At 69.9% G+C, this 17,750-nt stretch carries 19 protein-coding genes; 14 read left to right on the top strand and 5 right to left on the bottom strand.

What is annotated here, in order from left to right:
- The first annotated feature begins 34 nt into the window (after nucleotides 1-34).
- Complete coding sequence (gene hpt / locus AWC19_RS18495) at nucleotides 35-646, top strand: hypoxanthine phosphoribosyltransferase (RefSeq protein ID WP_085079441.1); 612 nt, start codon at nucleotides 35-37, stop codon at nucleotides 644-646.
- Nucleotides 647-650: 4 nt separating this feature from the next.
- Here the strand turns inward: hpt and AWC19_RS18490 are convergent, their stop codons facing one another.
- The 5 genes from AWC19_RS18490 to AWC19_RS18470 all read right to left on the bottom strand — a co-directional run bounded on the left by AWC19_RS18490 (nucleotide 651) and on the right by AWC19_RS18470 (nucleotide 5,309).
- Nucleotides 651-1,397 (bottom strand): SIMPL domain-containing protein, encoded by a 747-nt coding sequence (locus tag AWC19_RS18490; RefSeq protein WP_085079442.1) that lies wholly within the window; start codon nucleotides 1,395-1,397, stop codon nucleotides 651-653.
- 346 nt (nucleotides 1,398-1,743) lie between these two features.
- Nucleotides 1,744-2,034 (bottom strand): CDGP domain-containing protein, encoded by a 291-nt coding sequence (locus AWC19_RS18485; protein ID WP_085079443.1) that lies wholly within the window; start codon nucleotides 2,032-2,034, stop codon nucleotides 1,744-1,746.
- A gap of 106 nt (nucleotides 2,035-2,140) precedes the next feature.
- Complete coding sequence (locus AWC19_RS18480; protein ID WP_085079444.1) at nucleotides 2,141-3,154, bottom strand: zinc-binding dehydrogenase; 1,014 nt, start codon at nucleotides 3,152-3,154, stop codon at nucleotides 2,141-2,143.
- Nucleotides 3,154-4,344 (bottom strand): LLM class flavin-dependent oxidoreductase, encoded by a 1,191-nt coding sequence (locus AWC19_RS18475; protein ID WP_085079445.1) that lies wholly within the window; start codon nucleotides 4,342-4,344, stop codon nucleotides 3,154-3,156. Before AWC19_RS18475 ends, AWC19_RS18480 begins: the two co-directional genes overlap by 1 nt.
- Complete coding sequence (locus tag AWC19_RS18470; RefSeq protein WP_142281280.1) at nucleotides 4,341-5,309, bottom strand: alpha/beta fold hydrolase; 969 nt, start codon at nucleotides 5,307-5,309, stop codon at nucleotides 4,341-4,343. The genes AWC19_RS18475 and AWC19_RS18470 overlap by 4 nt, the downstream gene beginning before the upstream one ends.
- A 128-nt stretch (nucleotides 5,310-5,437) precedes the next feature.
- Here AWC19_RS18470 and AWC19_RS18465 point away from each other — a divergent pair, with 128 nt between their 5' ends.
- The 13 genes from AWC19_RS18465 (at nucleotide 5,438) to lysS (ending at nucleotide 17,663) form a co-directional block, all read left to right on the top strand.
- The gene (locus tag AWC19_RS18465; RefSeq protein WP_085079446.1) at nucleotides 5,438-5,851 is read left to right on the top strand and encodes a VOC family protein; all 414 of its coding nucleotides are present in this window, start codon (nucleotides 5,438-5,440) and stop codon (nucleotides 5,849-5,851) included.
- Between the two features lie 261 nt (nucleotides 5,852-6,112).
- A complete protein-coding gene (ftsH, locus tag AWC19_RS18460; RefSeq protein ID WP_085079471.1) occupies nucleotides 6,113-8,509 on the top strand; it encodes an ATP-dependent zinc metalloprotease FtsH in 2,397 nt (798 codons plus the stop codon).
- Between the two features lie 15 nt (nucleotides 8,510-8,524).
- Nucleotides 8,525-9,145: a GTP cyclohydrolase I FolE gene (gene folE, locus AWC19_RS18455; protein WP_085079447.1), complete on the top strand. Its 621-nt coding sequence runs from the start codon at nucleotides 8,525-8,527 to the stop codon at nucleotides 9,143-9,145.
- Nucleotides 9,146-9,164: 19 nt separating this feature from the next.
- A complete protein-coding gene (gene folP / locus AWC19_RS18450) occupies nucleotides 9,165-9,968 on the top strand; it encodes a dihydropteroate synthase (RefSeq protein ID WP_085079448.1) in 804 nt (267 codons plus the stop codon).
- Nucleotides 9,961-10,362 carry a dihydroneopterin aldolase gene (gene folB / locus AWC19_RS18445; RefSeq protein WP_085079449.1) on the top strand — a complete coding sequence of 134 codons (402 nt, stop codon included), beginning with the start codon at nucleotides 9,961-9,963 and terminating at the stop codon, nucleotides 10,360-10,362. Before folP ends, folB begins: the two co-directional genes overlap by 8 nt.
- Nucleotides 10,359-10,907 carry a 2-amino-4-hydroxy-6-hydroxymethyldihydropteridine diphosphokinase gene (gene folK / locus AWC19_RS18440; protein WP_085079450.1) on the top strand — a complete coding sequence of 183 codons (549 nt, stop codon included), beginning with the start codon at nucleotides 10,359-10,361 and terminating at the stop codon, nucleotides 10,905-10,907. Before folB ends, folK begins: the two co-directional genes overlap by 4 nt.
- Nucleotides 10,907-11,383, top strand: coding sequence for a DUF3180 domain-containing protein (locus tag AWC19_RS18435; protein ID WP_085079451.1), 477 nt, complete (start codon nucleotides 10,907-10,909; stop codon nucleotides 11,381-11,383). Before folK ends, AWC19_RS18435 begins: the two co-directional genes overlap by 1 nt.
- 79 nt (nucleotides 11,384-11,462) lie before the next feature.
- Nucleotides 11,463-12,821: a DUF6779 domain-containing protein gene (locus AWC19_RS18430; protein WP_085079452.1), complete on the top strand. Its 1,359-nt coding sequence runs from the start codon at nucleotides 11,463-11,465 to the stop codon at nucleotides 12,819-12,821.
- A 115-nt stretch (nucleotides 12,822-12,936) separates the two neighbouring features.
- Nucleotides 12,937-13,848: a Rossmann-like and DUF2520 domain-containing protein gene (locus tag AWC19_RS18425; protein WP_085079453.1), complete on the top strand. Its 912-nt coding sequence runs from the start codon at nucleotides 12,937-12,939 to the stop codon at nucleotides 13,846-13,848.
- Nucleotides 13,845-14,774 carry a pantoate--beta-alanine ligase gene (panC, locus tag AWC19_RS18420; protein WP_085079454.1) on the top strand — a complete coding sequence of 310 codons (930 nt, stop codon included), beginning with the start codon at nucleotides 13,845-13,847 and terminating at the stop codon, nucleotides 14,772-14,774. Before AWC19_RS18425 ends, panC begins: the two co-directional genes overlap by 4 nt.
- Complete coding sequence (panD, locus tag AWC19_RS18415; RefSeq protein ID WP_085079455.1) at nucleotides 14,774-15,193, top strand: aspartate 1-decarboxylase; 420 nt, start codon at nucleotides 14,774-14,776, stop codon at nucleotides 15,191-15,193. The genes panC and panD overlap by 1 nt, the downstream gene beginning before the upstream one ends.
- A 2-nt stretch (nucleotides 15,194-15,195) precedes the next feature.
- Entirely contained in the window at nucleotides 15,196-16,020 is an 825-nt protein-coding gene (locus AWC19_RS18410) for a type III pantothenate kinase (RefSeq protein WP_085079456.1), read from the top strand.
- 131 nt (nucleotides 16,021-16,151) lie between these two features.
- On the top strand, nucleotides 16,152-17,663 hold the full coding sequence (lysS, locus tag AWC19_RS18405) for a lysine--tRNA ligase (RefSeq protein ID WP_085079457.1): 1,512 nt from the start codon (nucleotides 16,152-16,154) through the stop codon (nucleotides 17,661-17,663).
- Nucleotides 17,664-17,750: the final 87 nt, after the last annotated feature.

Here is a 17,750-nt window from a genome sequence, read left to right as displayed (position 1 = left end):
GCCGTTGGTTATCGGCCCGTGCGCGTGGCACTCTGTGGGCGTGGCCCAGATCTCCCCGGCGAGCACCCCGGCTGAGTCCGCGGAGCTGTACCCGGGGGACATCAAGTCGGTGCTGCTCACCGCCGAGCAGATTCAGGCCCGCATCGCCGAGTTGGGCGAGGAAATCGGCAACCACTACCGCGACCTGGCCGCCGAGACGGGCCAGGACCTGTTGCTGATCACCGTGCTCAAGGGGGCGGTGATCTTTGTCACGGACCTGGCGCGCGCGATCCCGGTGCCGACCCAGTTCGAGTTCATGGCGGTCAGCTCGTACGGGTCGTCCACGTCGTCGTCGGGCGTGGTGCGGATCCTCAAGGACCTGGACCGCGACATCCACGACCGCGACGTGCTGATCGTCGAGGACGTCGTCGACTCGGGGCTGACCCTGTCCTGGTTGCTGCGCAACCTGAAAAGCCGGCAGCCGCGCTCGCTGCGGGTGTGCACGCTGCTGCGCAAGCCCGATGCGATGCGCGCCAAGGTCGAAATCGCGTACGTGGGCTTCGACATCCCCAACGAATTCGTCGTGGGGTACGGCCTGGATTACGACGAGCGTTACCGCGACCTGTCCTACATCGGCATGCTGGACCCGCGCGTCTACGAGCAGTAACGGGTCAGGCAAGTTCCCACACGGCGGTCACCGAAAAGCTCACCGTCTGCTCGCCCGGCTCTAGGGGAACCGCGGCCGCCGCGCGCGGCGGTGCCGACGGCGCCCCGGCCGCTGGCGCGGCGCCCGAGGCCTCCGAGATCGACAGCACCCTTCCCAGCCGCAGGCCCGACAGTTGGGCGTACTGGTCCGCACGGCTCTTGGCGTCGTTGAACGCCCGCGCGCGGGCATCCTTGATCAGCTGCGAGTCGTCGGCGATGGAGTAACTCACCGAGGTGATGCGGGTGGCGTCGCCGCCGGCGCCGACGATGACGGCCAGCATGCGCGACGCCGCGTCGGTCGGGTGGATCTTGACCTGGATCGCGTTGGTGGCGCGGTAGCCGGTGATGTTGGGGGCGGCGCTGGGTTCGGGGTTGCTGTACTGCGGCTGCAGCGTGACCGTGGTGGTGCTGATGTCCTTGCGGTCCAGGCCCGCGCCGGCCAGGGCGTTGATCACCGCTTGTTGGCGATCGCTGGTTTGGTTCATCGCGGAGGTGACGTCCGGGGCGGTGAACTCGATGCCGACGTTGGCGGTCAGCGTGTCGGGGACGCCCTGCACGTGGCCGGAGCCGACGACGGTCACCTGGCGCGGATTGGCGCCCGGCGGCGCGGCGGCGTGCTCGTCACAGGCCGCCAGCGCGGCGACGGTCACGCCGATCGCCGCGAAAGCGATCGACCTGCGGAGCAACTTGGGGGCGTTCGTTGCGATCGGCATGTGCGGACCTTAGCGCCACCGGTCGGCAATGCATAGTGTGTGCCGCGGCAATCGCATCAAGGGTCATGCCGCACGCTAAACATGTTGCTTTCCAGCAACTTTCGCCGCTTCCCCATAGGGGGCAGCGTATCCGATCCGCTAGTGGGTTGTGGCGCGCCGGGACGGTGCGCGCCTAACCTCTGAGCTGTTTGGTGGCGCCGCCCTCTCCGAAATCCGTTGATCGAACTCACTTTCGGGCAGGACCCCATGTCGCTGGTGATGGTCTGGCCCGAGGCGCTTGCGGCGGCCTGCCCCTGATGGGCTGCGTGACCCAGCCCCCTGCTGGAGGATGACGCAGAGCGGCGGATCAGCCGTCGATGTGCGTGGGTGGGTCGGCGAGGGCGAGATCCGCGGGGTGCTGATCGGGACCCATCAGGTCGCAGCGCCTGTCGGGCACCAGGTAAGAACTCGCGCCATGAGGGACCAGCTGGGGGGCCGCCACGCACCGTTGCCAGGTGCCGTCGGGCTGGACCGGTCCGTCGCACTTGCTGAGAAAGGCTCCGCCGTACTGGCAGCCGGCGCTGGCCGGCGGCGCAAAGGCGAGTAGGCCCGCGGCCACCAGCCAGGCGGCCAAACCTCCGGCGATGCTGCGCTTCATGGTTGCCTCCCGTCGCATCGCAGCTGGGACGTTGCCGACTACTTTGGGGTGGCGAATACCCCTTAGAGCCTCGCAGCACGCGGGACGGTCGGCAAGGCCGTTCGCCCTACGGCGTGACCAGGATCTTGCAGTGCCGCTCGGGATCGGCGAGGTCGTCGAAGGCCTGCCCCACCCCGTCCAGGCCCACCTCGCCGGTGATCAGCGGGGTGACGTCGATCTCGCCCTCGGCCAGCGCTCGCAGCGAATCGGCGAACTCGTCGGGCGTGTAGGCCAGGACGAACTGCACGCTGATCTCCTTGGCGATCGCGAAAAACGGATGCACGGTGTCGGGCTGCATGCACACCCCGGCGACCACCAGGCGGGTGCCCGGCCGGGCCCGCAGCAGCACGTCGTCGATGATCCCCGGCACCCCGACCGCTTCGAACACCACGGCGGGCTTGACGCTGTCGAACGGCGAACCCTGGCCGGCGTCCAGCGTCTGGTGGGCGCCCATCGCGGCCGCCAGCTCGCGGCGCTTCGGCGAAAAGTCCGACGCCACAATCGTTTCCACCCCGCGTGCGCGGAGGGCCGCGACGATGGCGATGCCGATGGGGCCGCAGCCCAGCACCAGGGCCGTCTCGTTCACCGCGATGTTCGACTTGTTGACGGCATGCAGCCCCACCGCCATGGGCTCGGTCAGGGCCGCATGCTTGAGGTCCAGGCCGTTGGGGATGGGCAGCAGCAGCGGCGCCGACAGCAGCATCCGCTCGGCGTAGCCGCCAATCGTGCTGTTGCTGTAGACGATCGGCTCGACGCCCTTGGCCGACAACAACACCGGAAGCGAGGTGACCAGCGTGCCGGGCTTGTGGGTCTCGGTGTCCGGCCCGGCCGCGAGCACCTCGGCGCTGAACTCGTGGCCCATGAAGATGTCGCGGCCCAGGTCGACGTCCATGCCGCCGGTGCCACGGGCCACCTTCGCCGTCATCGCCACCACGTCGGCCCCGTGGGCGGCGAAATGCAAATCGGAGCCGCAGATCCCACACGCCCGCACCCCGACTAGTACCTGACCGGGTTCGGGCACGGGATCGGGCACGTCGTCGCGGTACACCATGCGACCGTCCCGCAAAACCGAAGCGCGCATCAGCTTTCCGCCCCTTTCTGCTCGTCGACGTGCTCGGTGATGGCCTTGACGACGGCCTCACCGGCGCGGCCGATCAGTTGGTCGCGCTTGCCCCTGGCCCAGTCGTGCGACGACCGCGATGCCTCGAGCTGACCCTTGAAGTAGGGCATCACCTTTCGGGCGACCAGGTCATAGCAGTGGTAGGTCGCCTCCGGAGACGCCCAGTCGTGACCCAGCATCAACAGGGTGCCGAAGCCGCCGGAGCGCTCCAGCAGGTCCTCGATGTGCGCGATGGCGTCGTCGGGCGTCCCGATGCAGCAATTGCCTTTGGCCGCATAGTCTTCGACGAATTCGTACGGTGTTTGAGTCTCGCCGTCGACCGTGTTGGACAGCGGAACGAATCCTGCCGCCCCGAAGTAGTTCGCGAAATCGCGCAGGCCGTAGGTGCAATCCTGGATGGCCTGCTCGCGGGTGTCGGCGACGTGCATGATGCTCAGCACGCGCCAGCCGGCCCGGTCGGGCTCGTCGCGGCCGACTTTGGCGGCCTGCTCGCGCACCACCTCCCAGGTGTTTTCCAGCGCGGCGTAGCCGCCCGGCACCGACATCGACAGCGACAGCAGCGACGTCCCCAGCGCACCGGCCAGCCGCGGGCCGGACGGCGAAATCATTGCCGCCGTCGAGATTTCGGGGTAGGGCCAGGTGTACGGGCGGATGTGCAACTGGGCGTCCCGCAACGTGAACCAGTCGGTGTGGCGGTCGATCCGTTCGGTCGGCCCGGCACGGAACAACGCGAGGATCGCCTCGAGGGACTCCTGCATCATGTGCCGTTGGTCGACGGGGTCGATGCCCATCATGTACGCGTCGGACGGCAGCGCGCCGGGCCCCGCGCCGAACATCACCCGGCCGCGGGTCAGGTGGTCGAGCAGCACCCAGCGGTCGGCCACCATCAGCGGATGGTGGTAGGGCAGGGAGACCACGCCGGTACCCAGCCGGATGTGCTTGGTGCGTTCGGCCGCCGCGGCGATGAACACCTCCGGGCAGGCGATCAGCTCGTATCCGCCGGAATGGTGCTCACCGAACCAGGCCTCGTCGAAGCCGAGGCGGTCCAGCGCGACGACGCGTTCCATGTCGTATTCCAGTGCCACGGTTGGGGATTGGCCGATGGGGTGAAACGGCGTGATGAAGACGCCGAACCGCAGGGGCGCGTTCATCGCAGCTCCAATCCGTTGAGGAACTCCAGCAGGAGCGCGTTGACCTCGTCGGGCCGCTCCTGCTGCAGCCAGTGTCCCGCCCCGTCGATCATCACCTGGCGGTACGGCCCGGCGATCAGCTCGGTCGCCCGATCGGCGGGCGTGAACGTCAAGACCGGGTCGGCCGTCCCGCCGATAAACAGGCATGGGACATCGATCTTGGCGTCGGCGAGTTCGGCGGTGGTCTCCCAGTTGCGGTCGAAATTGCGGTACCAGTTCAGGCCGCCGGTGAACCCGGTGCGGGAGAATTCGCTGATGTAGTGGTCGAGTTCCTCCTGGCTCAGCCACTGCGGCAGCGCGTCGGGTTGGGCAAGGCGCTCGACGAAGCCCTCCGGGCCCGGGGCCAGCATCCGCAGCCCGGCCGCCGGGTCGCCGGTTGCGCCGATGCCGGCCATCATCCCGCGCAGGGTGCGGGCGGGATCGGCGTCGAGCTCGGCGTCGGCGACGCCGGGCTCCTGGAAGTACAGGATGTAAAAGAAGTTGTCCCCAAACCTCTTGCGCCACACCTCCGTCGGCGCTCGATGCGGGCGGGGCAGGGCCGGGACGCTGAGCGCCGCGACGGCCGTGACGCGCTCGGGGTGCAGCAGCGGCGCGTTCCATACAACGGCCGCGCCCCAGTCGTGGCCGACCCACACGGCGCGCTCGGCGCCGACGTCGTCGAGCAGCCCGACGATGTCGGCGGTCAGCTCGTGAATGTTGTACGCCTCGATCGCATTCGGGCGCGACGAGCCGCCGTAGCCGCGCTGATCGGGCGCCAGCACGTGGTAGCCGGCCTCGGCGAGGGCCGGTATCTGGTGCCGCCAGGAAAAAGCCAGCTCGGGAAAGCCGTGGGCGAGGACCACGACGGGCGCGCCGCGATCACCGGCCTCGGTCACCCGCAGCTGCACGCCGTTGGTGTCCACTAACCGTTCGGTTGATGAGCGCACCGTCCCACCAAATCACAACGGCCCCCGGCTGAGAAGGGCTCGATCTGGTTGGGATGGACGTAGATATCGCCGGCGGCGGCCGCGCATCATGGGGATACGGCGATCGAAGAAGGCGAGGTGGGTCGGCGGTGCGCATGGACCACGTCGTCCTGTGGACGAGGGATCCGCGGGCGGCCATCGATTTCTATTCGCGGGTCGTGGGGCTGGCGCCGGTGCGGGTGAGCGAATTCGAGGCCGGCGAGGCGCCGTTTCCAAGCGTGCGGGTCTGCGACGAGTCGATCATCGACCTGATGCCCATGGAGATGGCCGACGGTGTCGGGGCGGTCGCGAAGGCCGAAGGCAGCGCCGGCAATCCCGTCAACCACGTCTGTCTCGCGCTGTCCAAGGCCGAGTTCGACGAGCTGGACCGGCGTCTGCGGGCCGAGGGCGTCGATACCGGCGCGCGGATGAACCGCACCTTCGGGGCCCGCGGATGGGCGCCGGAGGCTTTCTATTTCGCCGACCCTGACGGCAACGTCATCGAGGCCCGCCACTACGAGTAGTTCGGGAACCCCCGGTCGTTAATCCTAAGGACGCGGCGACCCGCTTCACCCCGGCTCTGCCGGGGCTCGCGATCGCCGCGGAAACGATGGTGGCGACCCGCTTCACCCCGGCTCTGCCGGGGCTCGCGATCGCCACGGAAACGATGGTGGCGACCCGCTTCACCCCGGCTCTGCCGGGGCTCGCGATCGCCACAGGCGGTAGCCTGGACTTTTCCAGCTTCGTGTATCGGGGAAGGACCTGGCCGAAGAGGCCGATGATTGATGAACCGAAAAAACTTGATTCGCACCATCACGGCGATCGCCGTCGTGGTGGTGCTGGGTTGGTCGTTCTTTTACTTTAGCGACGACACTCGCGGTTACAAGCCCGTCGACACCTCGGTGGCGATGGCCCAGATCACCGGCGACAACGTCCAAAGCGCGCAGATCGACGATCGAGAACAGCAGCTCCGGCTGACCCTGAAGAAGGGCACCAAGGACACCGACAATTCCGACAAGGTCATCACCAAGTACCCCAGCGGATATGCCGTCGACCTCTTCAACGCACTGACCGCCAAGAACGCGAAGGTCAGCACGGTCGTCAACGAAGGCAGCATCCTGGGCGAGCTGCTGGTGTACGTCTTGCCGCTGCTGTTGCTGGTGGGTCTGTTCGTGATGTTCTCCCGGATGCAGGGCGGCGCCCGGATGGGCTTCGGCTTCGGCAAGTCCCGGGCCAAACAGCTCTCCAAGGACATGCCCAAGACCACGTTCGCCGACGTCGCCGGCGTCGACGAGGCGGTCGAGGAGCTCTACGAAATCAAGGACTTCCTGCAGAACCCCAGCCGGTATCAGGCGCTCGGCGCCAAGATCCCCAAGGGCGTCCTGCTCTACGGTCCGCCCGGCACCGGCAAGACGTTGCTGGCCCGCGCCGTGGCCGGCGAGGCCGGGGTGCCGTTCTTCACGATCTCCGGCTCGGACTTCGTCGAGATGTTCGTCGGTGTCGGCGCCTCCCGCGTCCGGGACCTGTTCGAGCAGGCCAAGCAGCACAGCCCGTGCATCATCTTCGTCGACGAGATCGACGCGGTCGGCCGCCAGCGCGGCGCCGGGCTCGGCGGCGGCCACGACGAGCGCGAGCAGACCCTCAACCAGCTGCTGGTCGAGATGGACGGCTTCGGTGATCGCGCCGGCGTCATCTTGATCGCGGCCACCAACCGGCCCGACATCCTCGATCCCGCGCTGCTGCGGCCCGGCCGCTTCGACCGGCAGATCCCGGTCACCAACCCCGACCTCGCCGGTCGCCGCGCCGTGCTACGGGTGCACTCCAAGGGCAAGCCGATCGCGCCGGACGCCGACCTGGACGGGCTGGCCAAGCGGACCGTCGGGATGACGGGCGCCGACCTGGCCAACGTCATCAACGAGGCGGCGCTGTTGACCGCCCGCGAAAACGGCACCGTCATCACCGGCGCGGCGCTGGAGGAGGCCGTCGACCGGGTGATCGGCGGCCCGCGGCGCAAGGGCCGGATCATCAGCGAGCAGGAAAAGAAGATCACCGCCTACCACGAGGGCGGCCACACCCTGGCGGCCTGGGCGATGCCCGACATCGACCCCGTCTACAAGGTGACGATTTTGGCCCGTGGGCGCACCGGCGGCCACGCGGTCGCGGTGCCGGAGGAGGACAAGGGCCTGCGCACCCGTTCGGAGATGATCGCCCAGCTGGTGTTCGCGATGGGTGGACGCGCCGCCGAGGAGCTGGTGTTCCGCGAGCCGACGACCGGCGCGGTGTCCGACATCGAGCAGGCCACCAAGGTGGCCCGCGCCATGGTCACCGAATACGGCATGAGCTCCAAGCTCGGCGCGGTCAAGTACGGCACCGAGCACGGCGACCCGTTCCTGGGCCGCACCATGGGAACGCAGGCCGACTACTCGCACGAGGTCGCCCGCGACATCGACGACGAGGTCCGCAAGCTGATCGAGGCGGCGCACACCGAGGCATGGGAGATCCTCACCGAATACCGCGACGTGCTCGACACCCTGGCCGGCGAGCTGCTGGAGAAGGAAACGCTGCACCGACCCGAGCTGGAGAGCATCTTCGCCGACGTCCAAAAGCGGCCGCGGCTCACCATGTTCGACGACTTCGGCGGCCGCATTCCCTCGGACAAGCCGCCGATCAAGACGCCCGGCGAGCTGGCGATCGAGCGCGGCGAGCCGTGGCCGCCGCCCGTTGCCGAGCCGGCCTTCAAGGCCGCGATCGCGCGGGCCAGCGAGGCCGCCGAAGCCGCGCGGGCGCACGCCGAACGAAATGCCAACGGCGGCAATGGTTCCCACGGCGGTCCGGGCGGCCGTCAGCCCGCGGCGCACGGTCCCACCCAACCGGACTACGGCGCCCCGGCGGGCTGGTACGCGCCGGGATGGCCACCGCAGCAACAGCAGCCGAACCACTGGTACCCCCCGGCCCAGCCGCAGCAGCCCTATTGGCCGCAGCCGCAGCCGCACCCACAGCCGGCGCCGAGTTATCCCGGCCAGCACGCCCCCCAGGCCTACGGGCACGGGCACCCGGCCCATCCGTCCTACCCGCCGTATCCTCCCTATCCGCCGCCCGGGCAGCCCGCCCCGGAGGCGGGAAAGTCGCCTGATAAGCAGGATGACGACGTGAGCCGGTCCAATCCGCCGGCCCACGGCTGACGAACGGAGGATTCCATGGCGCTACCGGATTTGGGCCCCGATACCCGCCACGCGACTCCACGCATCCGGGTGTTCGACCAGCAACGGGCCGAGAACGCGATCCGCGAGTTGCTCTTCGCGATCGGCGAGGACCCCGATCGGGACGGCCTGCAGGACACCCCGGCCCGCGTCGCGCGCGCCTACCGCGAGATGTTCGCCGGGCTCTACACCGAGCCCGACTCCGTCTTGAACACGATGTTCGACGAGGACCACGACGAGATGGTGATCGTCAAGGAAATCCCCTTGTACTCCACCTGCGAGCATCATCTGGTGTCGTTCCATGGGGTCGCCCACGTCGGGTATATCCCCGGCGTGGACGGCCGCGTGACCGGCCTGTCGAAGATCGCGCGACTGGTGGACCTGTACGCCAGGCGGCCCCAGGTGCAGGAGCGGCTGACCAGCCAGATCGCCGACGCCCTGGTGAACAAGCTCGATCCGCGCGGCGTGATCGTCGTGGTCGAGGCCGAGCACCTGTGCATGGCGATGCGCGGGGTCCGCAAGCCCGGCGCCATCACCACGACGTCGGCGGTGCGTGGCATGTTCAAGACCAGTCCGGCCTCCCGGGCCGAAGCGCTCGACCTGATCCTGCGTAAGTGAGCCCGCGCCTGTGCAGGTTATGGGAGTCCTGAACGTCACTGACGATTCGTTCTCGGACGGTGGTCGCTATCTGGATGCCGACGACGCCGTCGCGCACGGCCTAGAGATGGCCGCCGAGGGCGCGGGCATCGTCGACGTCGGGGGCGAATCCACCCGGCCCGGTGCCACCCGCGTCGACCCGCGGGTCGAGACGTCGCGCGTGGTCCCCGTCGTCAAAGCGCTTGCCGCCCAGGGCATTACGGTGAGCATCGACACCATGCACGCCGAGGTGGCGCGGGCGGCGCTGCAAAGCGGCGCGCGGATCGTCAACGACGTGTCCGGCGGGCGGGCCGATCCCGCGATGGCTCCGCTGCTGGCCGAGGCCGGCGTGCCCTGGGTGTTGATGCACTGGCGACCGGTGTCGTCGGACCGCCCGCACGAGGCCCCGTCCTACAGCGACGTGGTGGCCGAGGTGCGTGCCGAGCTGCTGGCTAGCGTCGACGACGCGGTGGCCGCCGGCGTCGACCCGGACAACCTCGTGATCGATCCGGGGTTGGGATTCGCCAAGACGGGACAACACAATTGGGCGCTGCTGCGGGCGCTGCCGCAGCTGGTCGCCACGGGGATCCCGGTGCTGTTGGGCGCCTCGCGCAAGCGGTTCCTCGGCACGCTGCTTGCCGGGCCCGACGGGTCGCCGCGCCCGCCCGACGGGCGCGAGACGGCGACGGCGGTGATATCCGCGCTGGCCGCGCTGTACGGGGCGTGGGGCGTGCGCGTGCACGACGTGCGCGCCACCGTCGACGCGGTCAAGGTCGTCGAAGAGTGGACGGCAACCGATGGCTGATCGAATCGAGCTGCGCGGTCTGGCTGTTCGCGGCCGGCACGGCGTCTTCGAGCACGAGCGCGCCGACGGCCAGGACTTCGTCGTCGACATCACGGTGTGGATCGACCTGGCCGCCGCCGCGGCCAGCGACGACCTCACCGACACCTACGACTACGGCGCGCTGGCCCAGCTGGCCGCCAGGGTCGTCGCGGGGCCGCCGCGCAAGCTGATCGAGGCCGTCGCCGGCGAGATCGCCGACCGGGTGATGGACGATGCCCGGGTGCACGCCGTCGAGGTGGTGGTGCACAAGCCGCAGGCGCCCATCCCGCATCAATTCTCCGACGTAGCCGTCGTGGTTCGCCGGTCGCGCCGCGGTGGCCACGGTTCGGTGATCCCGGCCGGTGGGGCCGTATGAGCCGCGTCGTGCTGTCCATCGGCTCCAACCTCGGGGACCGGCTGGCCCGGCTGCAATCGGTGGTCGACGGGCTGGGTGAGGACGTGCGCGCGGTCTCCCCGGTCTACGAGACCGACCCCTGGGGCCGGGTGGAGCAGGCGCCGTTTTTGAACGCGGTGCTGATCGCCGGGGACCCGACGTGCGACGGGCAGGGCTGGCTGCGGCGGGCGCAAAGGTTCGAACAGGCGGCGGGCCGGGTCCGCGGCGAACGCTGGGGCCCGCGGGCCCTCGACGTGGACCTGATCGCCTGCTACGAGCAGGGCGAAACCGAGGTGGTCGTCCGGGAACCCAACCTCACGCTGCCGCACCCGCTGGCCCACCTGCGGGCCTTCGTCATGGTGCCGTGGCTGGCCATCGAGCCGGACGCGCGGCTGACGGTGGCCGAGGGTGCGCGTCCCGTCGCGCAGCTGCTGGCCGAACTCGACCCCGCCGACCGAGCCGGTGTTCGGCTGTCCAGCCTCACGCTGCACCTCAACCCCAGACAAGATCCGGAACCGGAGCCCTGATGGGGCCGACCCGGAAGCGTGACCTGACGGCCGCGGTGGTCGGCGCCGCGGTCGTCGGCTATCTGCTGGTCCTCGCGCTGTACCGGTGGTTTCCGCCGATCACCGTGTGGACCGGCCTGTCGCTGCTGGGGGTGGCCATCGCCGAGGCGCTGTGGGCGCGCTACGTGCGGACCAAGATCAACGACGGCGAAATCGGCGTCGGCCCCGGCTGGCTGCACCCGCTGGCGGTGGCCCGCACCGTGGTGGTGGCCAAGGCGTCGGCCTGGGTCGGCGCGCTGGTGCTGGGTTGGTGGGTCGGCGTGCTGGTGTATTTCCTGCCGCGGCGGTCGTGGCTGCGGGTCGCAGCGGAAGACACCACGGGGGCGGTGGTGGCGGCCGTCAGCGCGCTGGCGCTGGTGGTGGCCGCGCTGTGGCTGCAGCATTGCTGCAAGTCGCCGCAGGACCCGACGGAGCACGGCGAGGGCGCGGAGAACTAGCGTGCCCCGACCGACCCGGCCGAGAATCGCCGGGGTCGCGCGACACGCGCAGTGACCTCCCGCAGGTACAGTGCAGGCCATGACCGTTCTGTCCCGCGGCGCCAGGGCCCGGCGCGGCGGCCGCAGGCCGGGGTGGGTGCTCTTGACCGCGTTGCTGGTCCTCGCCATGGGGGCCAGTTCCGCACTGGTTTTCACCAACCGGGTGGAACTCCTCAAGCTCGCTGTAATCCTGGCGCTGTGGGCCGCGGTCGCCGGTGCCTTCGTTTCGGTGCTCTACCGCCGCCAAAGCGACGCGGACCAGTCCCGTGTCCGCGACCTGAAGCTGGTCTACGACCTACAGCTGGACCGCGAAATCTCGGCCCGCCGCGAGTACGAGCTGACCGTGGAGTCCCAGCTGCGCCGCGAGCTGGCCTCCGAGCTGCGGGCGCAGGCCGCCGACGACCTGGCGGCGCTGCGGGCCGAGCTGAGCGCGCTGCGCACCAGCCTGGAGATCCTGTTCGACACCGACCTGCAGGAGCGCCCGGCGCTCGAGACCCAGGACAGCGAGGCGCCGCGCGCCCGCGCGTATAGCGACTGGGAGCGCAACGGCGAGGCCGCCCGCGACTGGGTGCCCAGCGATCGCGTCGCGTCGGTCCCGACCGACAACCCGCCCAGCCGGGCCGACGAATCCGCGATCATCGACGTGCCCGAGGAGCCGCTGTTGCCGCCGCGGCAGCCCCCACCCGCGGCGGAACGCGGGCGGGCCCCATACGACGCGCCGCAGGACGCTCGGTACGTGGTCTCGCAGGAGCCGCCGTACATGACCGCGCCGCCGCCCCCGCCGGAGGCGCGGTTCGCGACGCCCCCGCCGCCACCGCCGCAACCGGAGCCGCCACAACCGGAGCCGCCGCAACCGGAGCCGCGGCCCCAGCCGCAGGATTGGCAGCCGCTCGCCGGGAACGGGCAGTGGCAGCCGCCCGGAGCCCCGGGAAGCCAGCGGGGCGGCGCCGATCCGGCCGGCGAGCCGTCCGGGGGGCGGCGCGCCCGGCACTACAGCCCCGACGAACGCGTGGGCGGCGCGCCCGTCGACCCGAGCCCGCCGCCGTACAGCGAGGCCGGCCGCCGCGCGCGGGCGCGGCATTCGGCCGAGTACCGCGACTACGGTGTAAGCAACGTCGGCGGCGCGAACGAGCCGCCACCTCCCGCCTCCGGCGCCCCGCCGCCCCCTGCCTACCCGACGCCGGCACCGCCCGCCGCGCCGCCACCGCAGATGGCCCCGCCGCCGCACGCCGAACGGGCACCCCGGCATCTCGGCGCCGACCCGCTGGCTCGCGGCCCGGGCGGCTCCACCGACGGCCCGCCCAGCGGCGGCCAGTCGGTCGCCGACCTGCTGGCGCGGCTGCAGGTGCAGCCTTCGGGAGGCGGCCGCCGCCGCAGACGCGACGGTCGCGACGAGTGAGCTGGGAGCCTCCTCACATTGGGTGCCACCTGAGAATCGACTAAAGTCTTACCGACCGTCCGGTACCCGCGACACGGGACTGGAACGAACGAAGAAAGCTGTGAGGTCGTCTGCGATGGGGCAGTTCGACGGTTTGCGCCCGGCCAGGCTCAAGGTGGGAATCATCTCCGCCGGACGGGTGGGATCCGCGCTCGGTGTGGCGCTGGAGCGCGCCGACCACGTCGTGGTCGCGTGCAGCGCCGTGTCCCACGCGTCGCGCGAGCGGGCGCGGCGCCGACTGCCCGACACGTTGGTGACGGCGCCGCAGGACGTGGCCGCCGGCGCCGAATTGCTGCTACTGGCCGTTCCCGACAGCGAGCTCGCCGCGCTGGTGTCCGGGTTGGCCGCCACCTCGGCGGTGCGGCCGGGCACCATCGTCGTGCACACGTCCGGCGCCAACGGCGTCGGCATCCTGGCGCCGCTGACCGACGCCGGCTGCACGCCGGTGGCCATCCACCCCGCGATGACGTTCACCGGCTCCGACGAAGACATCAGCCGGCTGCCCGACACCTGCTTCGGCATCACCGCCGCCGACGAGGTCGGGTACGCCATCGGGCAGTCGCTGGTCCTGGAGATGGGCGGCGAGCCGTTCTGCGTCCGCGAGGAGGCCCGCGCCCTCTACCACGCCGCCCTCGCGCACGCCGGCAACCACATCGTCACGGTGCTCGCCGACGCGCTGGAGGCGCTGCGCGCCGCGCTGCGCGGCAGCGAACTGCTCGGGCAGCAGACGGTCGACGACCAGCCCGGCGGCCTCGCCGAACGTATCGTCGGGCCGCTGGCCCGCGCGGCGCTGGACAACACCCTGCTGCGCGGCCAGGCGGCGCTCACCGGGCCGGTCGCCCGTGGGGACGCCGCGGCCGTCGCCGAGCATTTGGCAGCGCTGGGCGACGTCGACGCCGACCTCGCCCGGGCCTACCGCGTCAACGCCCTGCGGACCGCCCAGCGCGCGCACGCCCCCGCCGACGTCGTCGAAGTGCTGGCGCGATGACGGCCCCACGCAAGCCGGCTTTCACCCCAGGCGAACTCAACGTCTACGCGGCGCCGCGCGACGTCACCGACGTCAGCCGCGCGCTGCGCCACACCGGCCGTCGGGTGATGCTGGTGCCCACGATGGGCGCCCTGCACGACGGGCACCTGTCGCTGGTGCGCGCGGCCAAGCGGGTGCCCGGCTCGGTGGTCGTGGTGTCGATCTTTGTCAACCCGCTGCAGTTCGGCGCCGGGGAAGACCTCGAGGCCTACCCCCGGACCCTCGACGACGACCTGGCGCTGCTGCGCGCCGAGGGAGTGGAGATCGTCTTCACCCCGACCGCCGCGGCGATGTATCCCAACGGCCTGCGCACCACCGTGCAGCCCGGCCCGCTGGCCGCCGAGCTCGAGGGCGGCGCCCGGCCCACCCACTTCGCCGGCGTGCTGACCGTGGTGGCCAAGCTGCTGCAGATCGTGCGTCCGGACCGGATCTTCTTCGGCGAGAAGGACTATCAGCAGCTTGTGCTGATCCGGCAGATGGTCGCCGACCTCAACATCGACGTCGCCGTGGTCGGTGTGCCGACGGTGCGGGAAGCCGACGGGCTGGCGATGTCGTCGCGCAACCGCTACCTGGATCCGACGCAGCGGGAACTGGCCGTCGCGCTGTCCGCCGCGCTGACGGCGGGAGCGCACGCCGCGACCCAGGGGCCCCGGGCCGCGCTGGACGCCGCCCGCGCCGTCTTGGATGCCACGCCCGGCCTGGTGCTCGACTACCTGGAGCTGCGCGACGCCGAGCTCGGCCCGGTAGGCGACAACCCTTCCGGCCGGCTGCTGGTCGCCGCCAGGATCGGCAGCACCCGTTTGCTCGACAACGTCTCGATCCAGATCGGAAACTCGCCGGCACCCGTGGGGCCGGACGGGCACGCCCAATCACCTTGGAGGAACTGATGTTACGGACGATGCTCAAGTCGAAAATCCACCGCGCCACCGTCACGCAGTCCGACCTGCACTACGTCGGCTCGGTGACCATCGACGCCGACCTGATGGACGCCGCGGACCTGCTCGAGGGCGAGCAGGTGACCATCGTCGACATCGACAACGGCGCCCGCCTGGTCACCTACGCCATCACCGGCGAGCGCGGCAGCGGCGTCATCGGAATCAACGGCGCCGCAGCGCATTTGGTGCATCCCGGCGACCTGGTGATCCTGATCGCGTACGGCGCCATGGAGGACGCCGAGGCGCGCGCCTACCGGCCGAAGATCGTGTTCGTCGACGCCGCCAACAAGCCCGTCGACCTCGGCCACGACCCGGCATTCGTCCCGGCGGACGCGTCGGAGCTACTCGACCCGCGGATCGGTGCGCGGTAGCCGTGCTGCTCGCCATCGACGTCCGCAACACGCACACCGTCGTCGGACTGATCTCTGGCTCCAAGGAGCACGCAAAGGTCGTGCAGCAGTGGCGGATCCGCACCGAACCGGAGATCACCGCGGACGAATTGGCGCTGACCATCGACGGCCTCATCGGTGACGATTCCGAGCGGCTGACCGGCGCCGCCGCGCTGTCTACCGTCCCGTCGGTGCTGCACGAGGTGCGGATCCTGCTCGACCAGTACTGGCCGTCGGTGCCGCACGTGCTCATCGAGCCCGGCGTCCGCACCGGCATCCCGCTGCTCGTCGACAACCCGAAAGAAGTGGGCGCCGACCGAATCGTCAACTGCCTGGCGGCTTATCACAAGTTCGGCAAGGCGGCCATCGTCGTCGATTTCGGATCCTCCATCTGCGTCGACGTGGTGTCGGCCAAGGGGGAGTTCCTCGGCGGCGCCATCGCCCCCGGAGTCCAGGTCTCGTCGGACGCCGCCGCGGCGCGCTCGGCGGCACTGCGCCGCGTCGAGCTGACCCGCCCCCGTTCGGTGGTCGGGAAGAACACCGTCGAATGCATGCAGGCCGGGGCGGTGTTCGGCTTCGCCGGGCTGGTCGACGGCCTGGTGCAGCGCATCTGCGAGGACGTGAACGGGTTTTCCGGTGACCTGGGGGATCAGTTCGTGGTGGTGGCGACCGGTCACACCGCGCCGCTGCTGCTGCCCGAGCTGCACTGCGTCAGCCACCACGACCAGCACCTCACCCTGCATGGCCTGCGGCTGGTGTTCGAACGCAACCGCGACGCCCAGCGCGGCCGGCTGAAGACCGCGCACTGAGCCGCGTTCCGCGTCGGGCCTTGCGTGCGGCGCGCCGTCAGCTTTGAGTCCGAAAGCACTTTTCAAGCGCCCAGCGCAGGCTCGACGCCGTCGGCGCCGGCTCGACGCCGCGTCCTTTAAGCTGGCACGTCGTGAGCGCTGACCAGCCGGGGGGCGAGCCCGACCTTCCAGAGCAGTTCCGGATCCGCCGGGACAAGCGCGCTCGTCTGCTCGACGAGGGCGTCGATCCCTATCCCGTTGCCGTCGAGCGCACCCACACCCTGGCCGAGGTGCGCGCCGCCCATCCCGACCTGCCCATCGACACCGCCACCGACGACGTCGTCGGCGTCGCCGGCCGGGTCATCTTCGCGCGCAACTCCGGCAAGTTGTGCTTTGCGACACTCCAGGACGGCGACGGCACCACCCTGCAGGTGATGCTGAGCCTCGACAAGGTCGGGAAGCAGGCGCTCGACGCGTGGAAGGCCGACGTCGACCTCGGTGACCTCGTCTTCGTGCACGGCAACGTGATCAGCTCACGACGCGGCGAACTATCGGTGCTGGCCGACTCGTGGCGGATGGCCGCGAAGGCGCTGCGTCCACTGCCGGTCGCGCACAAGGAGATGAGCGAAGAGTCGCGGGTGCGGCAGCGCTACGTCGACCTGATCGTCCGGCCCCAGGCGCGCACGGTGGCGCGGCAACGGATCGCCGTTATCCGCGCGATCCGCAACGCGCTGGAACGGCGCGGCTTTCTCGAAGTCGAAACCCCGATGTTGCAGACGCTGGCCGGCGGGGCGGCGGCCCGGCCGTTCATCACCCATTCCAATGCGCTGGACATCGATCTCTACCTGCGGATCGCGCCGGAACTGTTCCTCAAGCGCTGCATCGTCGGCGGATTCGACAAGGTCTTCGAGCTAAATCGAGTGTTCCGAAACGAGGGGGCCGATTCCACTCATTCTCCGGAATTCTCCATGTTGGAGACGTATCAGACGTACGGCACCTATGACGATTCAGCACTGGTGACACGTGAGCTTATTCAAGAGGTGGCCGACGAGGCGATCGGAACCCGACAACTGCCGTTGCCGGACGGCAGTGTCTACGACATAGACGGCGAATGGGCGTCGATGCAAATGTACCCTTCGCTGTCCGCCGCGCTCGGCGAGGAGATCACACCCGAGACGACCGTCGAACGGCTGTGGTCCATCGCCGACAAGCTGGGGCTGGAGATCCCACGCGACCGCGGTTACGGGCACGGCAAGCTCGTCGAGGAACTGTGGGAGCACACGGTGGGCAACGAGCTGAGCGCGCCCACCTTCGTCAAGGATTTCCCTGTCGAGACAACACCTTTGACCCGCCAGCACCGCAGCATCCCGGGCGTCACCGAGAAGTGGGACCTCTACCTGCGCGGGGTCGAATTGGCCACGGGGTACTCCGAGCTGAACGATCCGATCGTGCAGCGCGAGAGGTTCGCCGCCCAGGCCCGCGCCGCGGCCGCCGGGGACGACGAGGCGATGGCGCTGGACGAAGACTTTCTCGCCGCGCTCGAGTATGGGATGCCGCCGTGCACGGGAACCGGAATGGGTATCGATCGGTTGTTGATGTCTTTGACCGGGTTGTCAATTAGAGACACAGTTTTGTTCCCGATTGTGCGTCCACACAGCAGTTGAAAGCTCAACTGTACGCGTTGCCGCCGGATTGAGTATGCTGCCTTGATATGGCAGATTGGTGACCGGGGAGGTCAGTCCCAACTGCTC

Source organism: Mycobacterium palustre (assembly GCF_002101785.1).
GTDB lineage: Bacteria > Actinomycetota > Actinomycetes > Mycobacteriales > Mycobacteriaceae > Mycobacterium > Mycobacterium palustre.
The sequence above is the reverse complement of the archived record's forward strand: the minus strand, read 5'-3'. Positions and strand labels throughout refer to the sequence as shown.

Coding starts and splice junctions, on each gene's coding strand:
- folE (WP_085079447.1), top strand. CDS start 8,525: ATGGCGCTACCGGATTTGGGCCCCGATACCCGCCACGCGACTCCACGC.
- AWC19_RS18485 (WP_085079443.1), bottom strand. CDS start 2,034: ATGAAGCGCAGCATCGCCGGAGGTTTGGCCGCCTGGCTGGTGGCCGCG.
- AWC19_RS18490 (WP_085079442.1), bottom strand. CDS start 1,397: ATGCCGATCGCAACGAACGCCCCCAAGTTGCTCCGCAGGTCGATCGCT.
- folB (WP_085079449.1), top strand. CDS start 9,961: ATGGCTGATCGAATCGAGCTGCGCGGTCTGGCTGTTCGCGGCCGGCAC.
- panC (WP_085079454.1), top strand. CDS start 13,845: ATGACGGCCCCACGCAAGCCGGCTTTCACCCCAGGCGAACTCAACGTC.
- folK (WP_085079450.1), top strand. CDS start 10,359: ATGAGCCGCGTCGTGCTGTCCATCGGCTCCAACCTCGGGGACCGGCTG.
- AWC19_RS18435 (WP_085079451.1), top strand. CDS start 10,907: ATGGGGCCGACCCGGAAGCGTGACCTGACGGCCGCGGTGGTCGGCGCC.
- AWC19_RS18475 (WP_085079445.1), bottom strand. CDS start 4,344: ATGAACGCGCCCCTGCGGTTCGGCGTCTTCATCACGCCGTTTCACCCC.
- AWC19_RS18425 (WP_085079453.1), top strand. CDS start 12,937: ATGGGGCAGTTCGACGGTTTGCGCCCGGCCAGGCTCAAGGTGGGAATC.
- AWC19_RS18480 (WP_085079444.1), bottom strand. CDS start 3,154: ATGCGCGCTTCGGTTTTGCGGGACGGTCGCATGGTGTACCGCGACGAC.
- folP (WP_085079448.1), top strand. CDS start 9,165: ATGGGAGTCCTGAACGTCACTGACGATTCGTTCTCGGACGGTGGTCGC.
- panD (WP_085079455.1), top strand. CDS start 14,774: ATGTTACGGACGATGCTCAAGTCGAAAATCCACCGCGCCACCGTCACG.
- ftsH (WP_085079471.1), top strand. CDS start 6,113: ATGAACCGAAAAAACTTGATTCGCACCATCACGGCGATCGCCGTCGTG.
- AWC19_RS18430 (WP_085079452.1), top strand. CDS start 11,463: ATGACCGTTCTGTCCCGCGGCGCCAGGGCCCGGCGCGGCGGCCGCAGG.